Source organism: Bacillus sp. BSL6 (assembly GCF_052928345.1).
The window spans coordinates 331950-346193 of sequence record NZ_JAVGCW010000003.1 but is presented as its reverse complement, the minus strand read 5'-3'; the positions used below and the strand labels follow the sequence as shown (position 1 = coordinate 346193).

At 34.7% G+C, this 14244-nt stretch carries 12 protein-coding genes and 1 other annotated feature; of the genes, 2 read left to right on the top strand and 10 right to left on the bottom strand.

Going from position 1 to position 14244, the window contains the following annotated elements; all coding sequences use genetic code 11:
- Positions 1-58: 58 nt before the first annotated feature.
- From RCJ96_RS12770 to RCJ96_RS12740, 7 genes are all read right to left on the bottom strand, one after another.
- Positions 59-4261, bottom strand: a complete 4203-nt coding sequence (locus RCJ96_RS12770; protein WP_446699795.1) for a tetratricopeptide repeat protein — start codon at positions 4259-4261, stop codon at positions 59-61.
- 358 nt (positions 4262-4619) lie between these two features.
- The gene (locus RCJ96_RS12765) at positions 4620-5498 is read right to left on the bottom strand and encodes a class I SAM-dependent methyltransferase (RefSeq protein WP_416503776.1); all 879 of its coding nucleotides are present in this window, start codon (positions 5496-5498) and stop codon (positions 4620-4622) included.
- Between the two features lie 175 nt (positions 5499-5673).
- Positions 5674-7362, bottom strand: coding sequence for an arginine--tRNA ligase (gene argS, locus RCJ96_RS12760; RefSeq protein WP_416503774.1), 1689 nt, complete (start codon positions 7360-7362; stop codon positions 5674-5676).
- A 45-nt stretch (positions 7363-7407) separates the two neighbouring features.
- Positions 7408-7622, bottom strand: a binding site (T-box leader).
- 40 nt (positions 7623-7662) lie between these two features.
- Positions 7663-8439: a class I SAM-dependent methyltransferase gene (locus RCJ96_RS12755; RefSeq protein ID WP_446699794.1), complete on the bottom strand. Its 777-nt coding sequence runs from the start codon at positions 8437-8439 to the stop codon at positions 7663-7665.
- Positions 8440-8488: 49 nt separating this feature from the next.
- Positions 8489-8923, bottom strand: a complete 435-nt coding sequence (locus RCJ96_RS12750) for a BrxA/BrxB family bacilliredoxin (RefSeq protein WP_000063713.1) — start codon at positions 8921-8923, stop codon at positions 8489-8491.
- An 83-nt stretch (positions 8924-9006) separates the two neighbouring features.
- Positions 9007-9390 carry a thiol-disulfide oxidoreductase DCC family protein gene (locus RCJ96_RS12745; protein WP_270794912.1) on the bottom strand — a complete coding sequence of 128 codons (384 nt, stop codon included), beginning with the start codon at positions 9388-9390 and terminating at the stop codon, positions 9007-9009.
- 3 nt (positions 9391-9393) lie between these two features.
- On the bottom strand, positions 9394-10521 hold the full coding sequence (locus tag RCJ96_RS12740; protein WP_416503773.1) for a conserved virulence factor C family protein: 1128 nt from the start codon (positions 10519-10521) through the stop codon (positions 9394-9396).
- Between the two features lie 258 nt (positions 10522-10779).
- Between RCJ96_RS12740 and RCJ96_RS12735 the strand changes: the two genes are divergently transcribed.
- Both RCJ96_RS12735 and RCJ96_RS12730 read left to right on the top strand, forming a co-directional pair.
- A complete protein-coding gene (locus tag RCJ96_RS12735) occupies positions 10780-11913 on the top strand; it encodes an FAD-dependent monooxygenase (protein ID WP_416503771.1) in 1134 nt (377 codons plus the stop codon).
- Between the two features lie 122 nt (positions 11914-12035).
- Positions 12036-12626 (top strand): TetR/AcrR family transcriptional regulator, encoded by a 591-nt coding sequence (locus RCJ96_RS12730; protein ID WP_000943171.1) that lies wholly within the window; start codon positions 12036-12038, stop codon positions 12624-12626.
- 28 nt (positions 12627-12654) lie between these two features.
- On the opposite strand, the gene RCJ96_RS12725 is transcribed toward RCJ96_RS12730, so the two are convergent.
- From RCJ96_RS12725 to RCJ96_RS12715, 3 genes are all read right to left on the bottom strand, one after another.
- A complete protein-coding gene (locus RCJ96_RS12725) occupies positions 12655-12990 on the bottom strand; it encodes a single-stranded DNA-binding protein (RefSeq protein WP_000982010.1) in 336 nt (111 codons plus the stop codon).
- 158 nt (positions 12991-13148) lie between these two features.
- A complete protein-coding gene (locus tag RCJ96_RS12720) occupies positions 13149-13403 on the bottom strand; it encodes a DUF4318 domain-containing protein (RefSeq protein ID WP_000975123.1) in 255 nt (84 codons plus the stop codon).
- A gap of 105 nt (positions 13404-13508) precedes the next feature.
- Positions 13509-14240: a Bax inhibitor-1/YccA family protein gene (locus RCJ96_RS12715; RefSeq protein WP_001260642.1), complete on the bottom strand. Its 732-nt coding sequence runs from the start codon at positions 14238-14240 to the stop codon at positions 13509-13511.
- Between the last annotated feature and the right edge of the window lie 4 nt (positions 14241-14244).

Sequence of the window (14244 nt, the reverse complement as noted above, 5' to 3'; positions counted from 1 at the left end):
TTGTCAACTAATTCGAAATATATTTTTATTTATATCCTTTTTTCCTTTTCTTATACAATTACTTTTCAAATTCTCGCAGTGCTGCTAAATTTTCATCATCCTCGATAAGTTCAGCGAAAAATCCCGACTCATCCTCACGAAGTACAATTTCAAGCTCTTCCTTCGCCTCTTTATTCCTGTTTAACTGTGCTAAATAACAAGCACGATCATATCTTGCTAACAAATCACTCGCATCCATTGTTACTACTTCATTTGTTATTTTTTCTGCCTTTATCGTTTGGCCAGCACCATGATATGAAGATGCTAAAGAAAGAAGAATTGCTGTTTCATTCGGATGATGGATAGAGGCATTTTCTAATACGTGAATTGCCTCTTCAAACCTCTCTTGACTTTGATATATTTCTCCTAAAGCAAGAAACGCTCTACTTACAAACGGTGTTTGCTCCGTTAATTGTAAGGTAATCTTTTCTGCTTTTCTTTCTTCTCCTGCTTTAAAGAATACTTGTGCCTGAAGAAAAAGAGTATCGTAATCATCTGGTAACTCTCGAACCATTTGCTTCGTTAATTCCATAGCATCTCTTAACATACCTTCTTCCTCGCACTCAACGAAAAGATTTACAAGTTGCTTCGCTACATCGTAATCCCATTTACTTTCTAATGATGTTTGCAATACATCTATCGCCTCTTTATACATCGCCACATTCTCGTAAAATAGTGCAAATCGCTGCGCTGCCATACTATTTTTTTGATTCAACTTTAATGAGATTTCATATAAATCAATGATTGTAGTAATAATCGAAATTTCTTTCGCACGGTTTTTCATGCGATAAAAAGCTCTTGTAATTATGGATTTCTTTGGCTGTTCATTTTGTTGACGTTCAATCCATCTTTCCGTCACCGCAGATGCTGCATACATAAATGCCATACTTCTTTCTGCCTTTTTCACTTTTAATATGTGAAGAAAATCTCGTATGTTAGACCATTTCTTATGTTGTTCTATCGCTTTTACATATACATCAAATATACGTTCATTATTTACATCTTTTTGTATAACCTTCATTGCAATTTCAATTGCTTTTGCATTTCTATTTTTCACTAATACTTTTGCATAATGATATAAAACTTCTGTATGCTCGCCATCTAATCTTAGTGCCTCTTCAATCTGCGCTTGTTCTTTATCTATTTCATCCATCGCTCCATACACGTATGCAATCGCATCTAATCGCCATATTTCAGGTACTTCGTCTGCTAATTGTTCTAGTTCAGTCAGCAACTCTTCCTGAAGATTCATCTCTACTGAAAGCTGTGCCAAATATTCCATATTAATATGCAACGGCTCTTCTTTCATCGCCTGAACCATATGACTTTGTTCTTTAGAACGATTTTCTTCTTTTTCGTATATTTCTGCAAGCTGTAAATGTACACCAATGAAATTCCCATCAAGCTCTAAACATCTTTCATACGCTTGTTTTGCTTCCGTTAATTGTCCTAATGCCATAAGTGTTTCACCAATTCGGTAATACGGTAATGCCGTTTCCTTTTGTTCTATCGCCTTATTATATCTTTTCATCGCTTGGCCATACTGTCCGATAGATTCATATAAAATACCTGTATAACAGCCATATTCACTTACGTCATTTCTTTCTTTTTGTAACGTTCTTAAGAATGCTATTCCTCGTTGTACAAATACGGTTCCTTTCATTCGATTCACATATTCATCTAACGCACTTGCTACATTATATTCGCTCTGCTTTATACCACTCTCTAACTTAGACAATGCTACTTTAAACCCTTCTTCACTTCCACCTAGTTCAACTTCAGCATCCCATAAAACCATTCCTGCATTCATAAGAAAATCTTGGCTCTTTTCAATTTGTTTTTCAATACTGAGAATATATTCTTTCGCTTCCTTATATTGTTCTCTTGCCATATAAACTTGCGTAAGTCCGAAGTGAGAATAAACATCATCATGATTTTCTTCCAAAGCACGAGTATACAATGTTTCTGCTTCTTCCAGACTATCATTTTGGAAATGGTAATCACCAAGTTTTACGTATAGAGGTGCCTTATCGTCACAATTCTCAATACCTTTTAATAAAATTTCTTTCGTACTTTCCTCATCCTTCAAATCAGATTCGTATATTTCTGCAAGTTTCGTATAAATGTATGGTGCATTACTATCCAAATAAATTGCTATTTTAAGCCCTTTTATCGCTAAATATAATTTCCCTAAATGATGCGCACATCTCGCTCGCTCATACCATACATGTGCTTCATTTTTATATTCTTTTAACAAATCATTAAAGATTTCATACGCTTCTTCATATCTTTCTAAATCTATTAATATTAACCCGTGATTCGTTAAAGTAAATCGTTCAGGGCTACGTTCCAAGGCGACTCGAGAAAACTGCAACGCCTTTTCAGATTGATCGATATACATATATGATAACGCAAGGAAACTCCAAGCAATCGGCTGATCCGCGTCTAATTGTAACGAGGAACGAAAACTTGAAATTGCTTCTAAATAACTTTCCTGCTCAAAAGCATACCTTCCGTTTATGAAATGATATAAGGCACGACTATTTTTCTTCTCAACACTCGCAAGCATGTGCCCAGCTTTTTCTAACTCTTCCAGGCGAATAAAGCACTGTGCACCATGTAATTTAACAAAATCTGAGTTAGGAAATTTCTCCATTAACTTTTCTATACAATATAAAATAAATTCTTTATCTACTTCAACATCTAAATGCTTAACCGTATATAACCACGTATTCGGATTATCACTTGTCTCTTTTAAAAACTGTACTAACTTATGAATCCCCTCTTTATCTTGTTCATCTAAATGATCCGTTAAAGAAAAAATTGATTTGAAATAAGTATTTTCTTCTTCATTTAAAAATGATAGTTGTTCCTTCTTTTCTTTTGGAACAAACGTAATCGCTAAACAACCTGTATAACGATATTTTTCTTGTAACTTACTATATTCCACAATAACTGGCTCTATAAAGTTCGGATCTTGAACATAAAAGGCCTGCAATGTATCATCATATCCAGATAGTACTTGTACATGTGAAGCATGCTCAATATCTATACTTAATAAAACAGGAATTCCTTCATCAATCAGTCTCTTATAATTCTCTTCATTACCTTTAAAATAACGATATTCATAACCTAATTCTTCTAAATAAGAAACGGTATCTGAAAACTTCGATCCTGTCATATCAAAAATAAACTCTGCTATTTCATCTTGTGTACGTTTTTCTCCCCAAATTTGCAACATCATTTCTAAACTTGTTGGTACGCAATAATTATCCTTTTGTACAATTGGAACGATTGGTAAGTGAACCTTTTTTCCATTTGGATTTTTTGCTAAATTATGATATAAAGACCCTTTTAAACTTTTTTCTTCTTGTAATAACTGTTGTAAATCTACAAGTTTATTCATTTTGTAAAGCGCTTCTGCACGTAAATGTACAAAATAAGCTTTATACGCATGATAAGGAAGCTGATTATTTATGTTATCTATTACCGCTAACATTTCTTCATACTTTCCTAAATCTAATAAATATTTTACCTTTTCAAAATGAAAATATGGTACTTGCGGGAACTTTACAATCGCATCATTAATTAGCTGTAATGCACGTTTTTGTTCTCCCTTATTCGCATATAACTGTGATAATAAATAGGTAGATAACTCTTCACAATCTTTATGCTGCATACCAGCTATAAATTGTTCTTCTGCTTTCTCCCATTCACCTGTATGCATATAGACGTATCCCCATTTATCAAACACGGCACGTTCACTGTACTCCTCTGCTTTTTGCATATAGATTAGCGCTTCTTCATTTCGTTTCATTTCTAAAAGACATCTTACTAACGTAAAATATGTTTTCGCTAAAAAATCGGCATCTATTTCTTCTTTATTGCTCTCTTCTAAAGCGTCTTTTAGCAACTGTTCTGCTTCAAGAATTTTCCGCTCATCAATTAACTCATCACAATATAAAGAGAGCGTTCTCATATTTAGGAATTTTTTATAAGCGTAGCGAATGAGGAATGAACTGTATTGGTGCATAAGCCCTTCATCAGTAAGGCGAATTAATATATCAAACTCCTTATGTGAAGGAATATTAGCAAGCCAATTCTTCACATAAGATAAAGTATTCTTTTCTTTTATATATGAAATTTCATTATTTATTTCCTGTAATCCCTCTATAAATCTCTTTTCTTTCAAACAAGCATCTAACTGCTTAAAATCTAGCATGTATTCACCTCGAATATTTATTTATACTGCTACTTGCTTAGATTTTACACATCATATTGTATGTATTCAACTAAAATCTCCTATAATGGATAGTATTATTTAATATTATTCAAATTTATAACAAAATATAGTAAAAATGATTGTTTCCCTCTGTATTTTGTTTGATTATATGGAATAACGTAACATGTGGGTCTTATTTTTATATAGCTGAAATCAGTACATGAAATTATATCGGCGATAATTCAAATATATCAGCGATTCTTAAAATATATCGGCGATTTTCTAGATATATCAGCGATTATACGGTGAATATCGACTTATCGACAAAAAAATACATACTTCGACACACAGCTATCTTTCAACATTCTACGTCACCAAATGTAATTTTCATATTCGGAGCATATACTAAAGAAGAATATAGATGAAATGCTTTAAAAAATCGTAGTTCAGCTTCATATTGAGCTAGCGCATCATCATATGTTAATCCTCTGTCTATTAAACGTCCTATAAATTGCTGTTTATCACCTGGATTCCCCGCAATCCCCTCTTCCTTTAATGAATGATACAACTTCGCTTTACCATTATGGGGCATATTAGAATCTAAAAAGTTCACTTTATCGCTTACTCTACATTCAATATTTTTCATGCCTAATTCACTTAAATATATCGGTATTTTCATGCCTATATTTCCATCTTTTCCGTTTCTCTGTGTGTCACTTTCAAATAACTTCTGCAAAGTGCCTAACCTAATAAATTCCGATTGATTCTCCCCATCTAAAAAGTATGAAGACATATTTGATATCCAATGTGGTTCAAAACAGATTATTTTTCCACCCTTTTTAACTGAATGCATCATTTTTTGTAGCATCGTTTTTGGTGAACTCATATGTAATAAGAAGGCATGACAGATTGCTATATCATATGTATCGTTCAATTCAATTTCTGTAGCATCTCCTTCAAGAAATTGTGTCTCATATGGAAGTAAACGAAACAACTCTCTCGCTTCAGCAAGTAATGTTTCTCCACTATCAACGCCTGTATACTTTGAACCTATTGGAAGTAATGGCATTAATACTAAGCCTAAATAACCATATCCACAACCGAAATCAACAATATGTACTGGCTTAGCAATCTTCCAAACTGTATTTACTAAAAAGCTTACATAATCGTCGTTGTAATATAGATCTCTCGTATTCTTTAAATACGCTAGTTTACTGTTCCAATCGTACGTTTCCAAGTTTAACGCCTCCTTTAATATACACCTATTACAATTCTCCATTTAACAAAAACATTCCTACGCTTTAAACAATCCTTCAAATATAGTTTTGATAATGTGAAAATACTGCTTACACCGTTCCTATACAAAATAAAAAAGGCATACATATCTGTAATGATACATACACCTTTTTATGTTACATCTCCTCAGGTGCCTCCACCCCAAGTAAACGTAACCCCTCTTTTAATACAACCGTCACAGCATACACTAACGCCAGTCTACTGTCTTTCTCTTCACTCTCTTCTAATATACGCACATTCCCGTAGTATTTATTAAACGATTGTGCTACATCTAATACGTATTTCGAAATAACCGATGGTTCATTTTTGTTGAAGGCTATTTCAATTACTTGTGGGAATTTATTAAGTAATTTTACAACGCTCCAGCTATGATCATCTTTTAATGCAAACGTACACGTTTCAAATTCTACGCTTTCTTTTCTTAAAATAGAGCAAGCACGTGCATGTGTGTATTGTACATATGGACCTGTTTCCCCTTCAAATTTCAGCATATTTTCTAATGAGAATTCAATATTATGCATACGCTCATTTTTTAAATCGTGGAAGATAACTGCGCCAGCGCCGACTTGCTTTGCTACTTCTTCTTTTTGTTTTAAGTTTGGATTTTTCTCTTCAATATTTTGTTTTGCAAGTTCGATTGCTTCCTCAAGTACTTCTTCTAGTAAAATAACTCTTCCTTTACGTGTGGACATTTTCTTACCATCTTTTAAAATGAAACCAAACGGTACATGTTCCATGCCATCAACCCAATTGTAGCCGAGCTTTTTTAATACAGTGAAGAATTGATTGAAGTGTAAACTTTGTTCTGGGCCAACTACGTATAACGCTTTATCAAAACCAAATGTGTTTTGACGATATAGAGCTGCCGTTAAGTCACGCGTTGCGTAAATCGTCGCACCATCTGATTTTCTAATTAAGCAAGGCGGCATGCCCTCTTCTTCTAAATTAACGATTAATGCACCTTCTGACTCTTCAAGTAAATCATGTTCCTCTAAAATCCCAATAAAGTCTTCCATTAAATTATTATAAAAAGCTTCTCCTTGAAAATTAGTAAATTCCACACCGAGAAGTTCATAAATACGAGAAAATTCTTTTAAGGATTCGTGGCGGAACCAATTCCAAAGCTCAACTGCTTCTTCATCACCTTCTTCTAATTTCTTAAACCAAGCGCGTCCTTCTTCTGCTAATTCTTCGTCGTCTTTTACCTCTTCATGGAATTGAACATATAACTTAAATAGTTCACGTATTGGATCCTCTTTCACTACTGCTTCATTTCCCCATTTTTTATAAGCGGTAATTAACTTTCCAAACTGTGTTCCCCAGTCTCCAATATAATTAATCCCTACAACTTCATAGCCACATTTTTCAGCGATATGTTTCAATGAATTTCCAATCATTGTAGAACGTAAATGCCCCATTGAAAATGGCTTTGCGATATTAGGAGAGGAATAATCGATAACGACCGTTTTTTCATATCCAAAATGATTTTTACCGTACTCTTCTTTCTCCGCTAAAATCGTTTTTAATACTGTATCACTTATCGTTTCACGATTAAAAAATACATTTACATAAGGACCAACGGCTTCTACTTTCGTAAAAAATGGATCGCTTAATTTCTGTGCAACTTCCTTTGCAATAATAGCCGGTGCTTTTTTATATTGCTTCGCTAATGAAAAGCATGGGAACGCTGCATCTCCAAATTCATCTTGTTTCGGTGATTCAATTAAATCTAAAATTTGTTTTTGCGTTAATTCATTCGTGAAAATATTAGATAAACTTTCCGCAAAATGCATTTTATAATCCATAATTTAACCTCCTTATTTTTTAAAACACAAAAAACTCGTCTCTAAAAAAGAGACGAGTTTGAACCCGTGGTACCACCCTTGTTGTTCGTTACGAACCACTTTCCCGTTTATAACGAGGACAGGGGGCCTCGGCTTACTCTACTATTCGTTCAAGAAGCATCTCCAAAGTGCGCTTCATCTTTTTCTTCCGTACTAGGCTCACACCCTCCCTAGCTCGCTTTCCTTCTAAAAAAGACTACTCTCTTCATCACAGACATTACATTTAATTAATTATTGCTTATTATACATCTTTTCAAACAATTAGCAAGGGTCAATTACACCAAAGTGAAACTTAGCACTTTTTCTTTTGTATACGTGAAAATTGTGTTTTTCAAATCTAGAACTACGGAAATGATCTTTCAGAACGACACGTTTTTTCGCCACACGCTTCGCTTCCGCAATTGTTTCGTCGGTAATATCATGATACAAAGCGAAGTGTTTTAATCCTTTAATTCCATCTGATTCTATAACAGTTTCTTCAAACATCGGATCGAGATAAACGACGTCATAGCTATTATCTCCACATTGTTTTAAAAATGCGAAATGTTCCGTTTGCTTTACATCAATTCGTTGCATTGCTTCATCAATTTCAGAAACGGATGAAGACCATGTTTTCAAACCATTTTCCATAATATAAGCCATATACTCATTGCCTTCAAGTCCTGTTACTTTTCCGCTTTCCCCAACAATATAACTCGCTACAATACTATCTGATGCCATCCCGAGCGTACAATCTAACACTGTCAATCCGCTCTCTAATTGCGTGGCTTGTACAAACGGATCGTGTTCTCCGCGCATTAACCTTTTCACACGAAACATCGCTGAGTTCGGATGAAAGAAAAACGATTCTTCCGTACCTTTTGGATAAATAGCTAATCGGTTCTTCCCTACGACAAGTACATCTTGTTCATACTGTTCATGCAGCTTATGTACTGGTATGTCATTACGTTTAACGAAAGAAGCATTTAATTCTGCTGCTACCCTGTTTGCATAAGCTGTCATTTCTTTGTTCGTTCTTCCTGCTGTTGTTACTATCATTGTTTCACCTCTATATAAAGAAAAGAGGGAGATTTACTCTCCCCCTTCTTTAGCAATTCTTTTCGAAAGCTTGTTCTAAATTCGTAATAATTTCGTCCATAGTTGCACCTTCAATTTCATGACGGTGAATGAAGTGAACAACTTCTTTTCCTTTTAATAATGCCATAGATGGTGAAGATGGAGGAATTTCTCCGAAGTATTCACGCATTTTTGCAGTAGCATCTTTATCTTGACCTGCGAATACAGTTACAAGATGATCAGGTTGTTTTTCAGCACGAACAACCGCTTGACCTGCTGATGGACGTGCTAAACCAGCTGCACAACCACAAACAGAGTTTACAACTACTAAAGTTGTACCTGTTACGTTTTCCATAAATTCTGTTACAGCTTCTTCTGTAGTTAACTCTTCAAACCCAGAACGCACTAACTCTTGGCGCATTGGGATTACCATTTGGCGCATGTATTCTTCATAAGCATTTGACATCTTGTAATCTCTCCTTCAACTTTCATTCCAAATTCATCATATCACGCTCTATTAATAGGTGCAAAAGAAAGATAACGATGATTTCATTTTTTTGTAGGGATTTCACAAATCCCTTCGCGGCAATGTCCAACTGGGACAAGTTTTCTATTGTTAGCGATATAATCGTATACTTTACTTCCAAAACCAAGTACGATAGATAGCTTTATAAAAGGTACGGCAAACCAATAAGATGGAACGGCCTTTGCTAATACATATATGCTATGAATGCCGTCATACCACTTATTATTTTTTAAAATATACAATCTTTGTTCCATCTTACTTTGTAGTTCTTGAGAAAGTTCATACTTCTCAACTACATCTTCATCTCGAAATGAAACAAATTTCACCTTACCCTTTTTATCTAATTTCTTCGTACGTTCTGCAACCGCCGTACACATCGGACACCAACTATCATAGAAAACAATCATACATTATTCCCCTTTACGAGACTCCGTCATTTGTTTCCATACAGAACCTTTTGCTTCTTCTCCGCCTTCAATACGCTCTAACGCTAGACGTGCTTGCATTGCTACTTCAAACTCTGGATCATCTTGCGCTGCTTTTAATGCTGGAATCGCACTTTCATCTCCAAGTTCAAATAAGAACATCGCTGCACGCCAGCGTACTAATTTACTTGGATCTTTCAGAGATTTAATCATAACGAACATCGCTGCTGGGTCACCTACGTCTGATAAGCAATCACCTGCTGTACGACGTACACTTACTGAACGATCTAATAGTGCTTTATATAATAACGGTAATACTTCATCACCTTTTACCATACCTAAATATGCTGTTGCTAAACGACGGATTGAAACTTTTTCATCATCTAACGCCATCTTCAACACTGGAATATCTTCTTCAGTAGGATCCATTTGTTCTAAAGCTGCAAAACGTTTTTTCCAGTCAGCATCTTTCATCATCTCTTCTGTTACTTTATATGGCTCACGCTTTTGAATCGTTACTTCAACAGCACCTGCCTGATTTAATAATTCTTTAACCGTTTCATTTACACGTTCTTCCGGATAAGCAGCAACAATCTCTTCTACTACTTCTTTCCCGATTTCTTCAAAATTACCGTAACGTGTACTTTGTTCCACCCATTTACGTTCTTTTACAACGTTTGGTGCAGACATTTGCACTTTCATAATTGATTCTTTAAAACGGTCAGGTAAACCAACACGTTCTTCCGTCGTTCCATCTGTTAACTTTACTTGCATTGGGATAGTAAAGAACATTTGAACAAATACTTTCACTTCTCCAAAATGAGCAAGTTGTTGTTCTTCACTTTCTTCTACTACTTCTTCGCCAAAAACAGCACGAACTTGCTGTAATAACACTTTCCAGTCATACTTTGCATTTCGCTCCACTGCTAAAAAGTCAGCTACATGATATACACCTTTAATGCCTTCAATTTTCAAAATTTCTTGCACTTGAATTGGCGCTTGTTCTTTATTTTCATTTGTATAATTATTACGTGCTCCTGATGGTAATACTTCATTCAAAATAACTTTCATTGTATTTGGACTTGGCGTCGGTTCAATTGCTTTAATCTTCACGTAAATAACTCTCCTTTATTGCATGTTCTTAGCTGTATTGTAACATGTTATCACGCTATACTCCTACTCGAATGCTTAATTTTACTATTTACCTTTCTACATTGCTGGAAAGTTTCATTCATTCTATTTTCACCTAATCATTCCATAACTATAGTTAAAAGTATAATTGACAATTACATAAAAAGGGATTAACCTTAACCCATAAAATGACCGTGGTCATTTTATGGGTTAAGTCATTCAAAGGTGGAGTGATAACAAATGAACAATGTCATAATTATTGGTGGCGGTATTGCTGGACTTTGCGCAGCAATTTCCCTACAAAAAATAGGAATAGAAGTAAAAGTATATGATAAAAACAATGAGCCTACTGTTGCTGGTGCGGGTATTATCATTGCTCCAAATGCAATGCAAGCACTTGAGCCATACGGAATTTCTGAGAGAATAAAAAAATTCGGCAATGAAAGTAACGGCTTTAAACTTGTATCCGAAAAAGGAACGATTTTCAATAAATTGATTATCCCAGCTTGTTATCCTAAAATGTACTCTATTCATAGAAAAGATTTACATCAATTGCTACTTTCTGAACTACAAGAAGATACTGTCGAATGGGGAAAAGAATGTGTAAAAATAGAACGAAATGAGGAAGACGCCTTAAAAATAGTATTTCAAGATGGTAGTGAAGCATTTGGCAATATACTGATTGCTGCCGATGGTATTCATTCTGTCGTTCGAAAACAAGTAACACAAAGGGATAATTATCGTTATGCAGGATATACGTGTTGGCGTGGCATAACTCCTACTAATAATCTTTCTTTAACAAATGACTTTATTGAAACTTGGGGAACGAACGGTAGATTTGGTATCGTCCCTCTTCCCAACAACGAAGTATACTGGTATGCGCTCATAAACGCGAAAGCTAGAGATCCAAAATACAAAGCTTACACAACAGCAGATTTATATAATCATTTCAAATCTTACCACAATCCCATACCATCTATTTTGCATAATGCATCGGACGTTCATATGATTCATCGTGATATTGTAGACATTATGCCAATGAATCAGTTTTTTGAAAAACGCATCGTTTTTATTGGGGATGCTGCCCATGCACTTACTCCGAATTTAGGCCAAGGTGCTTGCCAAGCAATTGAAGATGCGATTATTTTGGCTGAATGCATCAAAAATAATGCCCATTATCGTCAAGCATTTATAGAATACGAACAAAAAAGACGGGATAGAATTGAAAAAATCTCAAACACTGCGTGGACAGTTGGAAAAATGGCGCAAATAGAAAGTAAACCTTTAACTATAGTAAGAAATGAATTAATGAAACGTATTCCAAAATGGATTTTTGAAAGGCAAGCACATGAACTATACAACTTTCATTTATAATAAAAATAAGAAACAGCATTCTCTATCCTTCTTTCGATTACATTAAACTTAATCATGAAGTAAGATTTCATTTGAGATTATCTATTAAACAGATATAATTGTTTGTGTTAGGAGTAGATTATATGCTGAGAGAAACGAGAAAAAAAGAATTAAAAGAACTTATATTCCTAAAAGCAGTACAACTCTTCCAAGAACGCGGGTACGAAAATGTAACGGTTCAAGATATTACTACTGCATGTGGGATAGCGAAGGGCACTTTCTTCAACTACTTTCCGAAAAAGGAAAACATATTATTATTTTTAGGTGATTCTCAAATTGAGCTATGGAATGAAAGTTTAAAAACTTACGAAAATGTGGAACATCCAAAAGAAAGAATCAAACTTGTTTTAGGCGATTTACTGGATCGATTTACTGGACATGGTGATTTAATGAAGCATGCCGTCTTTGAGATTATAAAGTCAAACTACTTAGTAGAAAATGAATTAAAAAGTATACAACAGCTACAAGAAGGTTTGTCTTCAATTATTACAGAAGCGAAAGAGGCAGGAAAATTAAACAGTCAATGGGATATACATATTATCACTTCTACTGTTATGAGCACTTATTTTTATACACTAATGTCGCATTCGCTACTACATGGAAATGAAATCAATGCGAAAAATATTCTCAATCAACAATTAGATGTTGTTTGGGAAGGTATTAATCAAAAGTGATAGAGGGCTATGTTACTAGACCCTCTTATTACGATGCCCCCTCCCGCCTTCTCTCCAAAAAGGTTATACTCTCAATCACAACTTCAGTTCTATATATTCTCTTGCCTTGTTCATCATCGTAATTACTCGTCTGAATACGCCCTGTAATCCCAACAAGTGAGCCCTTCTTACAATATTCAGTTACATTCTCAGCCGATTTTCGCCATACGACACAATTAATAAAGTCTACTTGTTGTTCACCTAAACTATTTCGAAATCCTCTATTCACCGCAACACATGCTCGTGCATACGCGACGCCTTGCTTTGTGTAGTATAATTCTGGCTCCTTTGTCAATCTACCGATTAATACAACTCGATTCATCATAAGTTATACCACCTCACATATTTTTCTTCATTGTAAATAAAAATGTATGAAGGGTAAAAAGCGTAAAATAATATATTTTAAAGTAAAAAAGATTATTTTTTATGCTATAAAAGAAAAAAAGAAACCTCACATATTTTAAACATGTAAGGTTTCAAAATTTATACTTCACTGCATGAAATGTAATATCCTCCACGGGCCATCTTTATTTCCGCACGATACAATACTTCTTCTAAGTAAAAAGTTATCGGTTTTACTTTACTCTCAAATTTCAGTTGTTCATTACATTCAGCCGCATAACTTTCAATAGCTGAAGTAATAACTTCTCCCGATGGATACGTTAAAGCATCATCTAGTTCTATGAAAAAACTTTTAGAAAATAGTTTTTTCATAATCCCTTTCTTCTCTTTCATCATATTCCATCCCCTTCAATTTAAGGTTACCAACATCCATATTATACCACATCATCAATTTATCTTTGAAAAACAAAAAATCCTGCATTTTTCATGCAGGATTTTTTATTAGTCATTTTTCGTAAAGTAAGAAACGAAACGAAGAATTTCTAAGTATAACCAAACTAATGTAAGCATTAGTCCCATTGCAGTGTACCACTCCATATATTTCGGAGCTTGACTACGTACACCATTTTCGATTAAATCGAAATCTAGTAATAAGTTTAATGCAGCAACTACGATAACAACTGCACTAATAATAATACCGATTGTACCGCCTTGGTGAATGTACGGAACCGTTACACCAAACATGTTTAGTAGAAATACGACTAAATACATAACCATAATTCCAAGTGTTGCTGCCATCACGCCTGTACGGAATTTATCCGTTACTTTTACTACACGTGTTGCATATAACACTAACATTGCAAATAGAATTGAGATTGTTAGTAAAACAGCATTTAAAACGATAGAATCGCCAAATTTCATTGTATAAACCGCTGAAATACTGCCTAACACAACCCCTTCTACTGCTGCATAGATTGGTGCACCAAAAGGTGAAATACGTGGGAAGAACATAGACGCAAATGCGATGATTGCCGCAACGATTAAAGCGCCAATTAATACTGGCATCTTCATCGTACCCTCTATCATCTGTATGTATGAATAGACAGACGTTGCAAGTAGCAAGATAAGCATAATAAACGTTTTGCCTACTGTTCCGCCAATAGTCATCGCAGAAGCACTTGCTCCTTCTTTACGGAATGCCTCTTTTTTCAACATTGGATTAGATGTTCTCATTTTT